Genomic DNA, 18870 nt, shown 5'->3' with positions numbered 1-18870 from the left:
TGATCCGGTTGTCTGACGGCCGACGGTTTCCGGCGTCAGATGATTCCCGTCCGCACGGCGTACGCGACGGCGTGCGGACGGTTGCGCAGGTTCAGCCGCCGGGTCAGGCCGTAGATGACGTTCTTGACCGTGCGCTGCGAATAGCACAACCGGACGGCGATCGCGTCGGTGTCCATCCCGTCAGCCAGCAGCCGCAGAATGTCGATCTCACGAGGGCTGAGCCCAGCTTCGTGCGCCTGGGGGTGGAGCACCTCCTGCTGGAGACGCTCGATGTGTCGCATCAGCTCGTCACACAACGTCACAGGCATCACGCCGTTGCTGTCCGCGGCGTCTAGGACGCTGCGAGTGAGCAGATCGGCAGTGAGCGCGGTGCGTGGCAGAACCTGGACGACCCGGTAGTGCAGAGCGAGGAGCAACTCCGTCTCGGTGATCTCGTTGACCGCCAGCACGAAGGCCGTCCGCGCTCCGGCGGCCAGCCGCCGGATGGTCGTCATCACCTCAGGGGTGAGACGGTCGCAGCACACCACGGCAACCTGGACGTCAGATTCGTCGCTCTCCGGCAACAACGCGACGGCGGGGTGCGGTTGCAGGTAACTGACCAGGCCGGCGCGGCCGAACGGAGTGGACGCGAACAGCGCCACGCGAACCTGCTTCACTGCTGCCTCCCGTGGGGTGACGCGGGTCGGCCAGCAGCCTGGGACAGATGCCGTCAGACAATCTTCCGGCGTTCTTCAGACGGCTCGCGCTGGTGCCGTGGTGACGTTGCCGCGCTCGCGCAACCTGTCCGCGCCGTTTACCATCCGATGACGATCACGCACCCGTGCGCGCGTGCTCCAAGACGGCGACGAGGGGATCCACAGCGGGACCCCGGGAGGCCAGTGCCCGCCGCGGAGGGGAGGCTGAGTGGACACCGCCTACCGCGTCAGTCCGCTGTTCGATAGCGACCCCGAGTGCTTGGGCGGTTACGACGTGGCCGGGCGCTTGGGATCCGGCGGAATGGGTGTGGTCTATCTGGGGCGCAACCCCGAGGGTGCCTACGTCGCCATCAAGACCGTGCAGGCACGACTTCTCGAACGCTCGGAATTCCGGAAACGTTTTCGCGGCGAAATCGAACGCGTCCGTCAGGTTCCGCCGTACTGTACGGCGGAATTGCTGGACGCCGACCTTGATCACGAACCGCCGTACCTGGTCATCGAGTACGTGGACGGGCCGAGCCTGGCGGAGGTCGTCGAGCAGCGCGGGCCGCTGCGTGGGGCCCAACTGCATCCGCTGGCCGCCGGCGTGGCCACGGCGTTGGTGGGCATTCACGGGGCCGGGGTGGTGCATCGCGACCTCAAACCCGAGAATGTGCTGTTGCCGCCGGGTAACCCCAAAGTCGTCGACTTCGGCATCGCCCGCACCCTGGACGCCGCGACCGGCTACACCAGTGCGGAACGGACGATCGGCACCATCGCCTACATGGCTCCGGAACGCATCGACGTCGCGTCGCAGACTCCTATCGGCTCGGCTGCGGACGTCTTCGCGTGGGGCTGCATCGTGGCCTACGCGGCCACCGGCCGGAGCCCGTTTGCCGGGGACTCCATCTCGGCGACCGCTGCCCGGATCCTGACCCAGCCGCCCGATCTCGACGGGCTGGCGCCACCCTTGCGCGGCGCGGTCGAAGCCGCCTTGGCCAAGGAGCCGGAACGCCGTCCGACCGCCCGGGAACTATTGGACATGTTGGTGGACGCTGTCGAGGGTGCTTCCGGTCCTCAGCAAGTGGCACGCGTCCCGGCCCGCCGGGCACGGCGACACCGGCGTGCGATGATCGCCGCCGCCGCGGGCGTCCTGCTCACCGGAACCGCGGCTACCGCGTTCGCCGTCGATCGCGGCCACGAGCCACCGCCGGCCGCCCCCGGTCCCAACGCCAGCGCGCAGGCCAGCCCGGCACCGAGCACGCAGGTGCTCATCCACGATGCCTTGAAGGCGCCGAGCGCATGGCCAGACACTGAGACCTCCGCACACAACGCCCGGTGCACCGTCACGGACGTGCTGACCGTGGAGCGAACCGAACGGAAGTCCTACAAGTGTCCCGGCGCGGAAACGCCGGTCAGCGACGACTTCAGCGCCCGTTTCAACGTCACCTTGGCCTCGTTGGGTAGCTGTGCCTCGCTCTGGTTCTACTGGAATCCGGCCCGCGGCGGCGACGTCCTGCGTGTCTGCCGCAACTCCATCGCCGTCGAGGTCGACGACGGCGACGACAAGACCGTCGTCGGTTCCCTGCCGGCGGCCCGGCGCATCCTCGTGGGCTGGACGGCGCGCATCAGGATCGATGTCGCCGACGGGACCGTCACGATCTACCGGGGCGGCGGCGTCGCTGGCCGGGTGCGCCTGCCCGCCGGCTCCCCGTCGACCGGGAAACTCCGGCTGGGGATCGATGTCGAGCCACACGCGGGCCAGGCGCCGTTCACGGTCACCTTCTCCGGCCTGGACGTGCGCACCATCTAGATCAACCCGTTGCGGAGCGCCCACGAAACGGCGTGGGAACGGTTGTTCAGATGCTCCCGGGTGTTGATCACGCGGACGATGTTCTTGACGGTACGCTCCGCCCAGTTGAGCCTGGCCGCGATCTCGGCGGTCTCGTACCCCTCGGCCAGAAGCCGGAGAACGTCCAGTTCCCGGGTGGTGAGCCCGGAGCTGCTCAAACCGTTCGGGGCGAGCACGTCCTTTTGCAGGCGGTGAAGCTGGTGCACCAGCTCGGTGACCAGATCCGGCGGCAGCAGGGTGCTCCCCGCGACGACCGCCCGGATCGTCGTGCTCAGCCGGTCCAGGCCCGCGTCCCGAGGTGAGATGACCGCGGCCAGACCGGCGTCGAGGGCGCCGACCAGCGCAGTTGCCGGAAGATCGCCGAGGAGGATCTGCGGCGCGTTCCCGTCGGCATGCTGACGCAACAAGGCCAGCGCGCCGGCCGAACGACGTTCGGCCACGACCAGGCGTACCTGCGGATCGTTCTGCACGATGCTGAGGTCCGGGACCTGCTCCAGATATCCGCGCAGCCCGGCTGCGTCGACCGGGTCGGTCACATGCACCGCGACCGTGATCTTCTCCATCGCACCCCTCCGATGCCGGGATCCGACATCGTGGCGAGACGCCGTGGGGAAAATCTTCCGGATCTCTTCAGAAGTTCGTTCCGCTCAGCGATATCCGGTGACCGTCTGATCATGCGGTTTGGTCGGGACTCCGCTCATCTGCGGACGAAGCCGGGCCACCAGATCGCGGAATTTCTCCATCCACGGCTCCGGCGCACGCCCCGCGCCCAGAACCCACCGGGCCACTTCCGCCGCCCGGTTGATGTCACCACTGCGTTCACTGGCCCGGGCAACGAGCAGGCGCATCTCGGCCTCCAGGCCGGCGTCGGGCGTGCGGGCGGCGACCCACTCGGCCGGCCCGGTCGGTAGCTGGCCGAGGCGGAAGAGAAGCCGTGCCAGCGACGCGGTGAGATACAGACGGTCCGTGGCCGGCAGGTCGGACTGGAGGTGAGCCCGGCGCAGGAGTTCCACCGCTTCGCGGGGTGACTGCTCGATGGCAGCCTCGATGTGCCGAGCCATCCAGGCGCTCATCTCCGCGCCGAGTGGCGTGGAAGCCGCGAGCAACTGGCTGACGACTCGGTGAGGTGCCACGCCGGCGGCGGCCAGGCGATCGGCGAAGGACCGGTGAAGCATCGTGCGCAACCCGGTGGAGGTGCTGTCGTGCAGAACCCTCGCCACGATCCGGTGCCGGAAAGTGATCGTCTCACCGGACGCGGTGATGAATCCGGCTGCACGGGCTGCCGTGATGGGTCCGCTCAAGGCATCGACGCTGCGGCCGGTCGCCGTGGACAACTCGACCACGTCACAGTCCTCGCCGAGAAACGCTACTGCGCGCAGGACATGACGGGTCGGCTCGTCCAGCGCGGCGAGATGCCGCGTGACCGCCACCGCCATCGCCGCGGGGACGCTGCCCGGGCCCGCATCATCGTCCTGCTGCGCCGCCGCAACCCCGGCCAGCAGGTAACAGGGGTTGCCGCCGGCATCGGCGACGATCCGCTGGGCCGCAGACTCGTCGAGGGTGCCGGGGACCGCGGCGGTGACCACGGCGCTCGCTTCGTCCACCGGCAGCGGTCCGAGTGGGATGACCCCGCTCCAGCCCAGTCCGGCCAATGCCGTTCGGTCCGGGCGGGCAGCCGACACCAACAGGAGGGGGAGCCGCGTCGTCAGCCGCTGCAGAACCGGCCACAACTGCAGCGTCTGCCGGTCGGCCCACTGCAGGTCGTCGACCACCAGCAGCAGCGGTGCCTCGGCGCAGCCCTCGCGCAGCGCCTCGACGACCACGTCGACCAGCGTCGTGCGATCCGCGGTGGCCTGCCGTACCCGCGTCAGCCAGGCAGGTTCCGCGCCCGTGACAGAGGCGGCCAGACACTCGATCAGAACGTCCAACGGGGAGTGCGTGGCCTCGGCGGCACAGCCGATCCAACCGGTCCGGTAACCGGCCGGCACGCCAACGCGCAGTCCAGCCGTCAGCACGGCGGACTTGCCGATGCCCGGAACACCCTCCAGCCGCAGGTGGCCGCCCGTTCCGGCGACCAGATCGGTCACCGCCTGGCGGAGCAGGTGCACCTCGGCCTTGCGGCCCACCAGCACCTGTTCCCCAAGCGGAGTGCGGCCCGCAGCGTCTGCGGCGCCGGTTGCCCGGCGATGGGCGTCACGCAGCAGCGAACCCGGCTCGGTCCCGGTCAGCCGTCGGAGCATGCGCGTGGTCCGGCGATAGACGGTCAGCGCCTCAGCATCGCGCCCGGCCGCCTGCAACGCATCCATGAGCAAGGCCGAGAACTTCTCCTGCACCGGATAGGCGGCGGCAAGCTCTCGCAACACGGCGATCGCGTCGTTGTGCCGACCCAGACCGAGGAGGAGCTCGGCGTGTCGCTGCTGGGTGACGACAAGCAACTCGGCGAGGCGCGTCCGTTGAGCAGCCGCGTGCGGTCCGGGGACCCCGGCTAGCGCCTCGCCGTGCCACAGGCCCAGCGCCTCCTCCACGGCGGACAACTCGGCCATCTGGTCGTCCGCGGCGCGGTGCAGGCGAGCCCGGTCGCGAGCCTTCTCGAAGCGGCGTACGTCCACCGCGTCCTCGTCCAGGCTGAGCATGTAGCTGCCGGCCGCGGAGCTCAGCATCTCGCCTGCGGCGCCGGTGTCGCGTCCCGGATCCAGCATGCGCCGCAACTGCGAGATGAATTTGTAGATATTCCCGAGGGCGGTCGCCGGGGGCTCGTCTCCCCAGGCCGCCGTCACCAGTTCGTCGCGGGTGACCGGCTGGTTGGCGCGCAGGGCAAGCAGACTGAGAACCGCGGCTCGCCGGTCGGCCCCGCCCGCGGTCTCGGCACCACCGAGCCGGATCCGCACCGGACCCAGCAGTCGAATATCGAGACCCGCCTCGGGCTCACCCATGAGCTCGCCCTTCCTGCGCTGTGCACGCAATGACTCACACACTGTGTGCCCTGCTCACGCCGGTTGTATCGGTCGATGTCACCGTAGCGCTCCGTGCGGCGCCGCCGTCAGCGCCCGCTCTGCCGGTCGGCGCTGCCGAGCAGGTACACACCGAAGCCAAGCTTGATCAAGCGCACGGTGAAGACCGCCAGACCGATCAGCGCGAACAAGCAGCCCCAGACCATCAGGCCGTACGGCATCCAATCGTTCTCCGGGACCACGCGCGCGCCCTCCGGGTCATCCGGCCGATAGGAGACCGTGAGCGGGGCGCCTAGCTCGGGGCGGATGCTGCTGCGCTCACGCTCCGTCACGCGGATATTGCGCCCCTGATAGGTGCGAAACGTAAAAATGCGCCCGTAATGCGTCTTACCGTCGTGGCCCTCCGAGCGCACGATGCGCGTCACCGTGGCGGTGGTGGTAACGCCGTCGGCGTAGGGCTCATGCTGGCCATGCCAGTACCACCCCAGCCAGACGAACAGCAGACCGGCGACGATCATGAAGATGGAGCCCACGATCCCGGGCCGCCTGCGACCCCGCCGGACATCCACTCCCAGCAGCCCGTCCATCACGAGAGCGCCACCGGCGGTGGCCCTTGCCTCGTTGCCCGTGAAAAGTTGTCGCCATCGGCTCACGGTGTGGCCTCCCGTTGCGTCGACTCCTGCCGGTGGGGCATGAGCACCGTCACGGTGGCCGCACACCATGCCGGACGGCAACCCCTCCGGCGTCGAAAGTGCACGCTCCATTCCCGCAGGTACCGGTCCGATACGACGGTGCCCCATCCGTGTTGCCCCGATGCCATACATTTCCGGCAATGCATCACCGCCCGAGTCGCCTGGACCGGGCGCGAACAGGGATTCACGGGAAAAGCATGAGTGTGAACGTTGTCGGTGTCGAGATCTCCGCCACCGTGGTCATCGCCGCCTGCTCGGACCTGACCGCGACGGCCGTCACCAAAGCCCGGCGGCCGGTCTCCGGACCCCTCGACCCGGTCACCGCGGTCTGCGCGGCCGTCCGCGCCGCCGCCGAGGCGCATCCGAGAACGCTGCCGCTCGGCCAGATCGTCATGAACGCGGCGGACACCACCGCTGAGGTGTCCTCGGCGCTCGGTCCGACCGTACGCCGCATGCTCGCCCGGGAATGGAACGTGCCCGTGGTCGTGGTCAGCGACGCCCGCCTCGCCGCCCGCGCCGAAACTCCCTACATGCGCGCGGACGGACACGAGACCTTCACCCTGTTGTACCTCGCCGATCCCATCCGCACCGTCGACGTGCTGCAGGGCCGGGTCTTTCCCAGCTTCGACGCACACCTCGGCGCCGCCCGCGCCGATGCCGGCGCGGGCGGCCGGACGGTGCCACGGCCGGCCAGCGGAGCAGACATCGAGCCAGAAGCCCGCGACGCCGGGGGGAATGCCTCCGGCTCCACGCCGGCCGCCGGTGACCTCACGCCCGGAAGTCTCCTGCGGCTGACCGAGCGCATCGTCGCCTCGCTCAGAACGGACTACGCACGCTTCGGCCTCCCGGCAACAGTGCTCGCCGGCGGGACAGCCGACGCCGGAGGACACGCCCTCGCCGGGCTCGTGCAGAGCGAACTCGCCCGGCAGATGCCCGGCCCGCCCACGGTCCGGGCCTCGCGGGCGGGAACTGCCCGCCTACTCGACGGTGCCTTGCAGGTCGCCCGCGAGCATGCCATTCACCGGGTCTTCGAAGCCATCACCAGGAACTACAATCCCGCCTGACCAGCTCTGCCGAGCTCCGCGCGACTCGCCATGCGACCGATGCGGTGCCTCCACCGGGCGATCGGAGGTGTTGTTTGTCGGCCCCCAACCGGCTGCGAGTTTCGGTCCTCGGCCCCGTCCGAGCCTGGCTTGGCGACCGCGAGATCGACCTGGGACAGGCCCGTCAGCGCACCCTCTTCGCCCTGCTCACCGCGGCCGACGGCCGGTTTGTCGCACGCGCCGAACTGACCAGAGGAATCTGGGGAGCGACACCGCCGCCCACCGCCGCGGGCAGCGTCTACACCTACGTGTCCGGTCTGCGCCGCAGTCTTGCACCGCACGGCCGCACCCTGCTGCTCTCACAGGCTTCCGCGTACGCGCTCGCGCTCGACCGATCCGAGCTGGACAGCTTCCAGTACGAATCGATGATTGCGCAGGCTCACGAACTCCGCGCCGGTGGGGATGCGGTCGCCGCGGCGGTCCGGCTCGGCGCTGCGCTCCAGCTCTGGCGCGGCGAAGCCTACGCGGGTCTGACCAGCGAACGCCTCACTGCCGAACGCGCCCACCTGGACGACCGGCGGCTCGCAGCGGTGGAGTTGCGGGCCCGTCTGCTGATGGAGGTCGGTGACGGTGATCTGGTCGCTGATCTGGCCGCCCTCGTCCGGGACAATCCGCTGCACGAACCCCTGCACGAGCTCTTGATGCTGGCGCTGCACCGCGCAGGCCGCACCGCGGAAGCTCTGGAGGTCTTCCACACGGCACGCCGCACCCTGGCCACCGAGCTGAGCATGGAACCCGGACCTGCGTTGCGTGAGCTGTACCGCTCCATCACCGCAGGCGGCGCGGACAAGGTCACCACGCCCACCCCGCCAGCGCAAGCCCGGCGAGCGCAACCCGTCCCGGCCGCCCACCACGCCGGAACTCAGCGGCTCGGGGAACTGCTCCAGCATCTCACCGCGGGGACCGGTGGCGCCGCCTGGATCGAGGGCGACCCGGAAAGCAGCACCGCGTTGCTGACGGCCGCGTTCGCCCACGCCGCCTGCCAAATCGCCTGGGTCACCGCCGACGGAGCCGACCGGCACCTCCCGCTGCACCTCATGACCCGAGCGTTCGGGCAGCGCTTCGAGTCGCCCGACGAAGCGGCCGAGCACCTGCACGCCGTCTGCCGTCGCGGCCCGCTCATGTTGGTGATCGAAGGCCTGCACCGAGCCGATGAGGACACCCTGCGCCTGTGGAATCGTCTGATCGCCGCGACCAGACGCGCACCACTGCTGCTCGTCGCCACCGCACGGCCCGATGCCCGGCTGGGCACGCTGAGGGAACGTGTGTCTACCCTGCCGGGCCCCGTCATGACGGTGAACCCTCCGCCCCCCGACGTGGCGGCCGACCTCGCGCACCGGCTGTCAGCGCTGACCGCCGGAACTCAAGAGTCGTTGCAACAGATGGTGCTGCTAGGCAACGCGCTCACCACCGACGAGGCCTTGGCAGTGACCGGACGCTCCGCCTTCGACCTGGTCAGCGAGATCGAGGAGGCGGTCTCCGCCGGTGTGCTGACCGACACCGGCAGCCAACTCGTTTTCGTCCACCCACTCCAGCGCCAACTGCTCCACCAGGCCATCCCCAACCCTGAAAGAGAGCGCCGTCGAGTCGCCGAAGTGTTGTCCGGCATCGGCGCCTCCGTGACCCGGGTCGCCGGCCTCCTTACCGCGGTGCCCGCACCCGACGAATGGATGCGGCAGTGGGCGAAACAGCACCGCGAGACTCTGGAACGCTCCGCACCCGCCGTCGCCGCCACGCTGCTCGGCGCGGCAGCAGTGGGTCACCCACCGGGCGCGTACGAGCATGCAGGAACCGTGCACCTCCAGGTGGCCATGCTGCGCGCCCAGGATCGGATGGGCGAAGCTGACCGAATGCTGCGTGACGCCGCACTGGAAGCGATCCGCACCGGCGCGCCGATGCCCCCGCGGGTTTCCGTCACCATTCAGCACTACTGGCGAGGGCGCTGGGACGACGTGACGGGGGAGCGGCCATCAGCACTCGACCGCGCCGTCATGCACAGCATCGCCGCGCTGATCGCGGAGCACCGAGCGGACCATGCACTGGCGGTAGAATTGTTGGCGGCGATCGAGGACGAACCACCCCCGTCGGACGACGAATTGCGGGGCGTCGTCCTCGCCGCTCGTGCCTTCATCCCCGACCATGACCATGTCGTCCTCATGGACATGCTGCTCGGCGACGCCATGGCAGCCTTGCCGTGGCTGCCCAGCGCGGTGCGGCTCTCCCTTGCGAATGGCCATCACGAGCTCGCGCACCGCGCCGCCACCCGTTGCGCCGAGGCGGCCCGGACGCACGGCACGCCGGCCCGCGCTTACGTCGCAGATTTGCGTTGCCGTGCACTGCTGACCGGTGATGCCGCACCCGCGCTGGCGGCAGCAGACCACGACCGAAGGCACGGCCGTCCCGTGGAGGAGGCTGCCGCCTGGGAGGACGCCGCCGTCCTCCTCGCCGCAGACCGCAAGCCCCACGAGGCAGCGCAGACCGGAGCCCATGCCTGGGCCATCTACGCGTCTCTGTCCGCCCACGCCGACCTCACCCGCACCCGTCGCCGTCTCGCGGAATACGGCATCGCGCTCGACGAATGACCGCCGGGCGGTCGATGCGCTCAATGCACGAAGTGGCCCAGCTCGATGGCCATCCGCGTCATGTCGGCCTTGTTGCCGACGTTCAGCTTCGTGCGGATCCGTTTGGCGTACGTGTTGACGGTCGCCGTGGACAGCCCCATCCGCTTGGCGATTTGACCGTGTGTCAGACCCGACGCGATCCACCGCAGCGTCTCCACTTCTCGGGGCGCCAGTTCCGCCTGGTCCTCCTCGGTCCGCGCCAGCATTTCCGCCTGGAAGGCACCGAACAGGCGCGGACACAGGTAGAAGCCGCCCTGCGCGACCAGGCGGATAGCGTCGCGTACGTGCTCGTGGTCGGCGAAGCGGCTCACGCAACCCTGCGCGCCCGCTCGAACTGTGGCCACTAGGCCGGGCGAGTCGTTCCAGCTTGAGCAGACCAACGGCCGGCCCACGGCAGCAGCCCGGCCGACCGCCTTCACCGCGGCGTTGTCCATCTGCGGCACGTCGAGCACCAGAACGTCGTACCGCCTCTCCGCGCGGGGCAGCTCTGCGAGGGAGGACACCGTCGCGACCACTCGCATGCCGGAACCGGTGGACACCAGGCCCTCGTAACCGACCCGGGAAATGGGCTGACTGCCGACGATCGCAACGCTGTGCATGAGGCCTCCTTGAGCTCCCACTCCGGGATGCATGCCCTTCGAACGGCTGGCAGGCAGACCCCGTTCAACGACGGCGCGGGAAATACAAAAGGGCGTCACCGACGTCCCCACCGGATGCCCTTTCGGGCCTCGTTATGAGGGATTGCCTGTACGGCTGGGTGGATTCCTAGCCTCGAATAGCGCCAGTCCGCCTATCGAGGAGCGCATCGTGCCGGAACCAGCACCTACCGCAAAGCCCGTCGACGGCGCCACGCCCGCGTTGGCCGTACTCCCCGACGAGGCGACCAGGTCGGCCGCGGCTTCGCCAACGCCGTACGTCGGACCGGTCAGCACGGAGATGCACCGCACCGTGCACGGACGAGACGAAGCCGCGACGACGCAGGTCTCGAACGACGGCGTCACCGTGGTCCGCAACGCGGACGGCACGGTCACGCGGGAGGAGTTGCCCGACGGGACGGTGTTCGATCGCTTCGATGCGGAGGGGAAGCCGACGCATGGGAGTGTGCCGGGTAAGGGTGGTCCGTCGGCGGTGGATATCGCCTATCACGGTGATGGTGAGTCGACGTGGACGTATCACGATCACGGGAAGCAGACCGTCGTCACCCGGCATGGGGATCATGTGGTGCGGGAGAAGCTGCCCGACGGCACTGTCTTTGACCGTTTCAACGCGGACGGTAAGCCGACGCATGGGAGTGTGCCGGGTAAGGGCGGTCCGTCGGCGGTGGATATCGCGTATCACGGGGACGGTGAGAGCACCTGGACGTATCACGATCACGGGAAGCAGACCGTGATCACCCGGCATGGCGATCATGTGGTGCGGGAGAAGCTGCCCGACGGTACCGTGTTCGACCGTTTCAATGCCGACGGGAAGCCGACGCATGGCAGCGTTCCCGGTAAGGGTGGTCCGTCGGCGGTGGATATCGCGTACCACGGGGACGGTGAGTCGACGTGGACGTATCACCATGGTGGTGAGCAGACGGTGATCACGCGGCATGGTGATCATGTGGTGCGGGAGAAGTTGCCGGACGGGACGGTGTTCGATCACTTCAATGCCGATGGGAAGCCGACGCACGGGAGTGTGCCGGGCAAGGGCGGTCCGAGCGCGGTGGATATCGCGTATCACGGCCATGGTGAGTCGACGTGGACGTACCACCACGGCGGTAAGCAGACCGTCATTACGCGCCATGGTGATCACGTTGTGCGGGAGGAGTTGCCGGACGGCACCGTCTTTGACCGTTTCAATGCCGACGGTAAGCCGACGCACGGCAGTGTTCCCGGTAAGCACGGTCCGAGCGCGGTGGATATCGCCTATCACGGTGATGGTGAGTCGACGTGGACGTATCACGATCACGGCCGGCAGACGGTGATCACGCGGCATGGTGATCATGTGGTGCGGGAGAAGTTGCCGGACGGGACGGTGTTCGATCGCTTCAATGCCGACGGGAAGCCGACGCACGGCAGTGTTCCCGGCAAGCACGGTCCGAGCGCGGTGGACATCGCCTACCACGGGGACGGTGAGAGCACCTGGACTTATCACCATGGTGGTAAGCAGACGGTGATCACCCGGCACGGGGATCATGTGGTGCGGGAGAAACTGCCGGACGGGACGGTGTTCGATCGCTTCAATGCCGACGGGAAGCCGACGCACGGCAGCGTGCCGGGTAAGGGTGGTCCGTCGGCGGTGGACATCGCGTATCACGGCCATGGTGAGTCGACGTGGACGTACCACCACGGCGGGAAGCAGACGGTGATCACCCGGCACGGGGATCATGTGGTGCGGGAGAAGTTGCCGGACGGGACGGTGTTCGATCACTTCAATGCTGACGGTAAGCCGACGCACGGCAGTGTTCCCGGCAAGCATGGTCCGAGCGCGGTGGATATCGCCTATCACGGCAATGGCGAGTCGACGTGGACGTATCACGATCACGGCCGGCAAACGGTGATCACCCGGCACGGGGATCATGTGGTGCGGGAGAAGCTGCCCGACGGGACGGTGTTCGATCGCTTCAATGCCGACGGTAAGCCGACGCACGGCAGTGTTCCCGGCAAGCATGGTCCGAGCGCGGTAGACATCGCCTATCACGGCCATGGCGAGTCGACGTGGACGTACCACCACGGCGGGAAGCAGACGGTGATCACGCGGCATGGTGATCATGTGGTGCGGGAGAAGCTGCCCGACGGGACGGTGTTCGATCACTTCAATGCCGACGGGAAGCCGACGCATGGGAGTGTGCCGGGCAAGGGTGGCCCGTCGGCGGTGGACATCGCGTATCACGGGGACGGTGAGTCGACGTGGACGTATCACCACGGTGGTAAGCAGACGGTGATCACCCGGCACGGGGATCACGTTGTGCGGGAGAAGTTGCCGGACGGGACGGTGTTCGATCACTTCAATGCTGACGGTAAGCCGACGCATGGGAGTGTGCCGGGTAAGGGCGGTGCCTCTGAGGTTGATGTCGCCTATCGGCACGACACCAGCGTGTGGACGTATCACGATCACGGGAAGCAGACCGTCGTCACCCGGCATGGCGACCATGTAGTGCGGGAGAAGCTGCCCGACGGTACCGTGTTCGATCGTTTCAATGCCGACGGTAAGCCGACGCACGGGAGTGTTCCCGGTAAGGGTGGCCCGTCGGCGGTGGACGTCGCGTATCACGGCAATGGTGAGTCGACGTGGACGTATCACCATGGTGGTGAGCAGACGGTGATCACCCGGCACGGGGATCATGTGGTGCGGGAGAAGTTGCCGGACGGCACTGTCTTTGACCGTTTCAACGCTGACGGTAAGCCGACGCACGGCAGTGTGCCGGGTAAGGGTGGCCCGTCGGCGGTGGACGTCGCGTATCACGGCAATGGTGAGTCGACGTGGACGTATCACCATGGTGGTGAGCAGACGGTGATCACCCGGCACGGGGATCACGTTGTGCGGGAGAAGCTGCCCGACGGGACGGTGTTCGATCACTTCAATGCCGACGGGAAGCCGACGCACGGCAGTGTGCCGGGTAAGGGCGGCCCGTCGGCGGTGGACATCGCGTATCACGGCCATGGTGAGTCGACGTGGACGTATCACGATCACGGCCGGCAAACGGTGATCACCCGCCATGGTGATCATGTGGTGCGGGAGAAGTTGCCGGACGGTACGGTGTTCGATCGTTTCAATGCCGACGGTAAGCCGACGCACGGGAGTGTTCCCGGCAAGCACGGTCCGAGCGCGGTAGACATCGCCTATCACGGCCATGGTGAGTCGACGTGGACGTACCACCACGGCGGGAAGCAAACGGTGATCACCCGGCACGGGGATCACGTTGTGCGGGAGAAGCTGCCGGACGGGACGGTGTTCGATCACTTCAATGCGGAGGGGCAGCCGACGCACGGCAGCGTTCCCGGCAAGCACGGTCCGAGCGCGGTAGACATCGCCTATCACGGCAATGGCGAGTCGACGTGGACGTATCACGATCACGGCCGGCAGACGGTGATCACCCGCCATGGTGATCATGTGGTGCGGGAGAAGTTGCCGGACGGGACGGTGTTCGATCGTTTCAATGCTGACGGTAAGCCGACGCATGGGAGTGTGCCGGGTAAGGGCGGTGCCTCTGAGGTTGATGTCGCCTATCGGCACGACACCAGCGTGTGGACGTATCACGATCACGGTAAGCAGACCGTGGTCACCCGCCATGGTGATCATGTGGTGCGGGAGGAGTTGCCGGACGGGACGGTGTTCGATCGCTTCAATGCCGACGGGAAGCCGACGCACGGGAGTGTTCCCGGCAAGGGCGGTCCGAGCGCGGTAGACATCGCGTACCACGGGGACGGTGAGAGCACCTGGACGTATCACGATCACGGTAAGCAGACCGTCATTAAGCGCCATGGTGATCATGTGGCGCGGGAGGAGTTGCCGGACGGGACGGTGTTCGACCGTTTCAATGCTGACGGTAAGCCGACGCACGGCAGTGTGCCGGGTAAGGGTGGCCCGTCGGCGGTGGACATCGCGCACCACGGGGACGGTGAGTCCACCTGGACGTATCACCATGGTGGTAAGCAGACCGTGATCACGCGGCACGGGGATCATGTGGTGCGGGAGAAGTTGCCGGACGGGACGGTGTTTGACCGTTTCAATGCTGACGGGAAGCCGACGCACGGCAGTGTTCCCGGCAAGCACGGTCCTAGCGCGGTAGACATCGCGCACCACGGGGACGGTGAGAGCACCTGGACTTATCACCATGGTGGTAAGCAGACGGTGATCACCCGGCACGGTGATGATGTGGTGCGGGAGAAGTTGCCGGACGGGACGGTGTTCGATCGCTTCAATGCGGAGGGGAAGCCGACGCATGGGAGTGTGCCGGGTAAGGGTGGTCCGTCCGCGGTGGACATCGCCTATCACGGTGATGGCGAGTCGACGTGGACGTACCACCACGGCGGTAAGCAGACCGTGATCACCCGCCATGGTGATGATGTTGTGCGGGAGAAGTTGCCGGACGGGACGGTGTTTGACCGTTTCAATGCCGACGGGAAGCCGACGCATGGGAGTGTGCCGGGTAAGGGCGGCGCCTCTGAGGTTGATGTCGCCTATCGGCACGACACCAGCGTGTGGACGTATCACGATCACGGGAAGCAGACCGTGATCACCCGCCATGGTGATGATGTGGTGCGGGAGAAGCTGCCGGACGGGACGGTGTTCGATCGCTTCAATGCGGAGGGGAAGCCGACGCACGGCAGTGTTCCCGGCAAGGGCGGCCCGACCCCGGTGGACATCGCCTATCACGGCGGCGGGACCAGCACCTGGACCTATCACGAGGGATCCGGACCGGACACCGTTGTTACAAAGAACGCGCACGGTGACGTCACTCGCATGGTAGCCGACGGCTGGACGTTCGACCGGTTCGACGATCACGGCCGGCCCGTTTCCGGTTTCAAGACTTCCGACGACCAGCAGACCGTTTCCGTACGGTACACCGGCGACGGCGGCAGCATATGGACCGTCGTTGACGGTGACCAGAAGACGATTCTCACCAAGGACGCCGACGGCAACCCGCTGAGGCTGGTCTCGGGCGGCTGGACATACACGGATTTCGACGGCCAGGGGCGTCCGGTCAGCGGCTTTCGTACCGGTGATCCATCGCGCACCATCACCATCGACTACCGGCCTGGCGGCGGCAGCGTCTGGCATTATGGCGGCGGTGTCACCGTGGTCCGGAACGGCAAAGGTGACGTCGTCCGCATGCGAAGCCACGGCTGGACGTACGACAAATTCGACGACAAGGGAAGGCCGACGCACGGTCGCATCAACGGTGGTGACAGGACTGTAACCATCAGGTACGACCATGGCCAGATCGCCTATTTCTATACCTCGAAGTCGGGGAAGACCACCATCCTGGTGACCGATCGCCAGGGGCATCCCATCGCTCAGATCGCCGGCGGCAAGACCATCCAGTACGCCGTCGAGATCCCCAAGCTGCTCGAAGCCACGCACAAAGTCGGCAAGGAGAGGGAGCATATCCGGCAATGCGTAGCAACCCTCAAAGATCACCTGAACGCCATCATGCGGAACTGGAACAGTCCCGCTGGCCACAACTTCGAAGAAGTCGCCCGGCGGTTCAATTCGACGGCGGCCGACCTGATCGAGGTGCTCGACCGGTCGGTCGACAGCATGCGTAAGTCGTACGACAACTACCTCGCCGCCGAGGGCGGCACGCTCAAGGGCATCGCGGGCATCGACGTCAACCTCGGGAAACTCCGGGAACAGGCGCAGAGGATAGGGGGAGACGGATCGCCCGTGTCCCCAAAAAAGTCCGTCCAGGTGTAGTCCGCCGGCGGACACCGTCCCCAAATTGTTCACTGGCCGGGGCGCCGGATTGCTGCAAGCCTAACGGTACGGGCAACTGAGGGAGGGGGATGGGCCATGTGGCCGATCGCGGTAACGCCGGAAGAGCTCTACGGAGCCGCTCAGCACACGAATGCCACTGCTTCGGACATCGAGATGGACCTGGCGCACTTGAAACGCTACGTCATCGAAATCCAGCAGAAGTGGCACGGGGTATCCGCAACGCGTTTCCATCATCTGATGGACGACTTCGACCGCTGCGGGCGGCACCTGCATCACGCGTTGACCGAGATCGCGGTCGGTCTTCGGCACAACGCACACAACTATGTCGACACCGAGCGCACCGTGGATGCCAACCTCGGTCAGGTGCAAAACGAAATTCCAGCGGCCCGGCTCTGAGGCCGGCACCACGTCGAGATGAGGAAGAAGCATGGTGGATCCGGCTTCCAGCAACCTGAAGGTCCCGGCCGATCTCGAGCAGGCAGGCGCGCGCCTCAATCAGATGGCGGACGCCATCACCGAGAAGCTGGTTGATCTGAAGAAGCGCCTCGCACCGCTGGATGAGACCTGGCAGGACGAGGCGCGGGAACGCTACCGTCACCTCCAGAATGAATGGGACTCCGCGGCTGACGGCTTGTTCGGCGTCAACGACAGTGTTCTGTCGGCGATCAGCCGGACCTTGAACGTCGCGTGGGACAACTACAGCGAATGTGAGTGGGCCAACATTCGTACCTGGACGCCGGGCCGCTGAACCTTCCCAACCCCGCATCGAGCCCGACGATGTCGGGCCTTCGGCAGGCTCCGGCGGCTGTCGTGCCGCGCCACGGTGACAATGAACCATTGAACCAGCGACGGGGGCGCCGGCCACCTCAATGAGGTGGCCGGCGCCCCCGTCGCTGCTGTGACTGGTCTCGGCGGCAGCCGCCGGGCTAGGCATGGCCGCCGTGGATGCCGAAAATCTCCGGTGTGGACAGCTTCCCGATATGGTCCGGCTCATCGCCACCGGTCTTGGTGCCGAAGACCCCCGGAGTGTTTTTTCCGTCGTGGAGCGGTGCATGTTCGCCGGCGCCGTGTCCGTGCGTCTCGCCGCCACCGGGCGGACCGCCGGCCGTCTTGGTGCCGAAGACCCCCGGGGTGTGCAAGCCGTCGTCCATCGGTACGTCGTACGCGTCCGCCCATGACTGCTTGTCCGCCTCGGCGTAGATCTGCGCGGCGTCGTTGAGTTTGCCGACGAACACCCCGACCAACTGGATGGCCCCGCCGACCGCCTGCAGCAGTGAATTCTGCTGGCCTTGCAGGTCCGCCGTCTGCCCGGGATTGGGATCTTTGACATCGGCGTACGTGTCGGGCTGTTTCCAGACTCTTTCGTCGCCCTGCCAGACGTAGTGGCCCGCATGGTAAGACGGGACCGTGCTGGACTTGTCTTCTGCGAAGAAGATCCACGATTCTTCGGACAGCACGCGATCCTTGAAGCTCTCGAACTCGGCGATCCCGCTCTTGGTGGCGGCGAGGATGCTGTTCTCGGCGTCCAGCAGCGTTCCGGGGTGCACGGTGAACGCGGCGGACTGAGGTTCCTGAAAGCCGTTGCCGGCGTGCGTCCGGTGGCCGGAAGAGTCGACGAGTTTGAACGGTTCAGCCCCGCCGGTGAAGTGGGCGGAATCTCCGGTCACCGACCGGCCGCGCGCCCAGCGCTGGGTGAGATCCACGAGTTCACCACCGGGATGGCCGTGGCGGACCACCTCATTGTCATCGCTGCTCATGCCTGACTGTTACCGACGGCGGCCGAGGGTGCAACGTCCCTCTCGTCCGGTTGTGAGTCCATCAAAGTGGGACTGTGGATGTGTCGTTGTCCGGTCGTAGCTTGACGTGGGGATAACGGGACGATCGTACGTCGGAAAGGCGGCGCCTTGTCTGAGAGATCATTCGAGTCCGGCATGGACCGCGCGTTTCAAGGTCTGCTCGACAGCACTCCCAGCGGCACGTTTCCGGACAACCCTTCGCCGCGATCATGGGAGAAGGAGGGCGGCCCTGCGAGCTGGGAGACGAAATCGTCGCCGCCCTGGCTTCCGCCGTCGAATTACAACGCCGCCGGAACGCACATCACGGTTGACCCCAAGCAGATGTGGCAGCACTCCAGTCTCGGCATGGAATTGATGATCGTGCAGATCGTGGATAGCTGGCGGGCCATCTCGCATGCCTGGCAGGACCTGAAGCTCGACTGGGTCGGTGGCAGTGCGGAAACCGCCAAGGAGTTCTTTAGCGACCTGGAGCAGGTCCAGGCGAAGTTTTTCGGATCGAAAGCGCGTGGCGCCGATGACGGCGAGACGGGCGTTCTCGGCGAGGTTCAGTCGGCAGTTGAACTCGCGTCCGCCAACTACGACAACGCCGAACAACACGTCACCGAGATGTTCCAGCAACTCATGAAGGCTCTCAACGCACACGGCGGCGGCTCCGGATCGCCCGCACCCAAGGACGACGTGGACGGTCCCATCGCCGTGCGGTACGACAACGGGCCCAACGTGGTGAGCTACTCGGTGGGGAAGAACGGGAAGTAGCG

The 18870-nt window shown here is 67.0% G+C and carries 13 protein-coding genes; 7 read left to right on the top strand and 6 right to left on the bottom strand.

The annotated features are described in order from the left end of the window. Positions 1 to 35: 35 nt before the first annotated feature. Positions 36 to 656, bottom strand: a complete 621-nt coding sequence (locus IEY73_RS05555) for a helix-turn-helix transcriptional regulator (protein WP_189077987.1) — start codon at positions 654 to 656, stop codon at positions 36 to 38. Between the two features lie 247 nt (positions 657 to 903). On the opposite strand from IEY73_RS05555, the gene IEY73_RS05550 reads away from it, so the two are divergent. Then, positions 904 to 2487 (top strand): serine/threonine-protein kinase, encoded by a 1584-nt coding sequence (locus IEY73_RS05550; protein ID WP_229715560.1) that lies wholly within the window; start codon positions 904 to 906, stop codon positions 2485 to 2487. On the opposite strand, the gene IEY73_RS05545 is transcribed toward IEY73_RS05550, so the two are convergent. From IEY73_RS05545 to IEY73_RS05535, 3 genes are all read right to left on the bottom strand, one after another. Then, entirely contained in the window at positions 2484 to 3089 is a 606-nt protein-coding gene (locus IEY73_RS05545) for a helix-turn-helix transcriptional regulator (protein WP_189077986.1), read from the bottom strand. The genes IEY73_RS05550 and IEY73_RS05545 overlap by 4 nt on opposite strands. Positions 3090 to 3173: 84 nt before the next feature. Continuing rightward, positions 3174 to 5459 (bottom strand): ATP-binding protein, encoded by a 2286-nt coding sequence (locus IEY73_RS05540; RefSeq protein ID WP_189077985.1) that lies wholly within the window; start codon positions 5457 to 5459, stop codon positions 3174 to 3176. Positions 5460 to 5566: 107 nt separating this feature from the next. Next, positions 5567 to 6064: a DUF3592 domain-containing protein gene (locus tag IEY73_RS05535; RefSeq protein WP_189077984.1), complete on the bottom strand. Its 498-nt coding sequence runs from the start codon at positions 6062 to 6064 to the stop codon at positions 5567 to 5569. A gap of 302 nt (positions 6065 to 6366) precedes the next feature. On the opposite strand from IEY73_RS05535, the gene IEY73_RS05530 reads away from it, so the two are divergent. After that, positions 6367 to 7233, top strand: a complete 867-nt coding sequence (locus IEY73_RS05530; RefSeq protein ID WP_189077983.1) for an ROK family protein — start codon at positions 6367 to 6369, stop codon at positions 7231 to 7233. A gap of 74 nt (positions 7234 to 7307) precedes the next feature. Further along, entirely contained in the window at positions 7308 to 9854 is a 2547-nt protein-coding gene (locus tag IEY73_RS05525) for an AfsR/SARP family transcriptional regulator (RefSeq protein ID WP_189077982.1), read from the top strand. Between the two features lie 20 nt (positions 9855 to 9874). Here IEY73_RS05525 and IEY73_RS05520 read toward each other — a convergent pair whose 3' ends face one another. After that, positions 9875 to 10492 (bottom strand): response regulator transcription factor, encoded by a 618-nt coding sequence (locus IEY73_RS05520; RefSeq protein WP_189077981.1) that lies wholly within the window; start codon positions 10490 to 10492, stop codon positions 9875 to 9877. A gap of 208 nt (positions 10493 to 10700) precedes the next feature. On the opposite strand from IEY73_RS05520, the gene IEY73_RS05515 reads away from it, so the two are divergent. From IEY73_RS05515 to IEY73_RS05505, 3 genes are all read left to right on the top strand, one after another. Further along, on the top strand, positions 10701 to 16295 hold the full coding sequence (locus IEY73_RS05515) for a WXG100 family type VII secretion target (protein WP_189077980.1): 5595 nt from the start codon (positions 10701 to 10703) through the stop codon (positions 16293 to 16295). A 96-nt stretch (positions 16296 to 16391) separates the two neighbouring features. After that, entirely contained in the window at positions 16392 to 16712 is a 321-nt protein-coding gene (locus tag IEY73_RS05510) for a WXG100 family type VII secretion target (RefSeq protein WP_189077979.1), read from the top strand. Between the two features lie 31 nt (positions 16713 to 16743). Continuing rightward, positions 16744 to 17064 (top strand): WXG100 family type VII secretion target, encoded by a 321-nt coding sequence (locus IEY73_RS05505; protein WP_189077978.1) that lies wholly within the window; start codon positions 16744 to 16746, stop codon positions 17062 to 17064. A gap of 178 nt (positions 17065 to 17242) precedes the next feature. Here the strand turns inward: IEY73_RS05505 and IEY73_RS05500 are convergent, their stop codons facing one another. Beyond that, complete coding sequence (locus IEY73_RS05500) at positions 17243 to 18073, bottom strand: hypothetical protein (protein WP_189077977.1); 831 nt, start codon at positions 18071 to 18073, stop codon at positions 17243 to 17245. A gap of 174 nt (positions 18074 to 18247) precedes the next feature. Here IEY73_RS05500 and IEY73_RS05495 point away from each other — a divergent pair, with 174 nt between their 5' ends. Then, positions 18248 to 18868: a hypothetical protein gene (locus IEY73_RS05495; protein ID WP_189077976.1), complete on the top strand. Its 621-nt coding sequence runs from the start codon at positions 18248 to 18250 to the stop codon at positions 18866 to 18868. Positions 18869 to 18870 lie beyond the last annotated feature (2 nt).

The sequence above is a fragment of the Mangrovihabitans endophyticus genome, assembly GCF_014646155.1.
In the GTDB taxonomy this organism is placed as follows: Bacteria; Actinomycetota; Actinomycetes; order Mycobacteriales; family Micromonosporaceae; genus Actinoplanes; species Actinoplanes endophyticus.
Note: the sequence above shows the minus strand (reverse complement) of the source record. Positions and strands in the feature narration are given on the sequence as shown.

Excerpts from the sequence above, each read along its gene's own strand:
- IEY73_RS05545 (WP_189077986.1), bottom strand. The coding sequence starts at position 3,089 with ATGGAGAAGATCACGGTCGCGGTGCATGTGACCGACCCGGTCGACGCA.
- IEY73_RS05540 (WP_189077985.1), bottom strand. The coding sequence starts at position 5,459 with ATGGGTGAGCCCGAGGCGGGTCTCGATATTCGACTGCTGGGTCCGGTG.
- IEY73_RS05535 (WP_189077984.1), bottom strand. The coding sequence starts at position 6,064 with ATGGACGGGCTGCTGGGAGTGGATGTCCGGCGGGGTCGCAGGCGGCCC.
- IEY73_RS05530 (WP_189077983.1), top strand. The coding sequence starts at position 6,367 with ATGAGTGTGAACGTTGTCGGTGTCGAGATCTCCGCCACCGTGGTCATC.
- IEY73_RS05520 (WP_189077981.1), bottom strand. The coding sequence starts at position 10,492 with ATGCACAGCGTTGCGATCGTCGGCAGTCAGCCCATTTCCCGGGTCGGT.
- IEY73_RS05510 (WP_189077979.1), top strand. The coding sequence starts at position 16,392 with ATGTGGCCGATCGCGGTAACGCCGGAAGAGCTCTACGGAGCCGCTCAG.
- IEY73_RS05505 (WP_189077978.1), top strand. The coding sequence starts at position 16,744 with ATGGTGGATCCGGCTTCCAGCAACCTGAAGGTCCCGGCCGATCTCGAG.
- IEY73_RS05500 (WP_189077977.1), bottom strand. The coding sequence starts at position 18,073 with ATGAGCAGCGATGACAATGAGGTGGTCCGCCACGGCCATCCCGGTGGT.
- IEY73_RS05495 (WP_189077976.1), top strand. The coding sequence starts at position 18,248 with ATGGACCGCGCGTTTCAAGGTCTGCTCGACAGCACTCCCAGCGGCACG.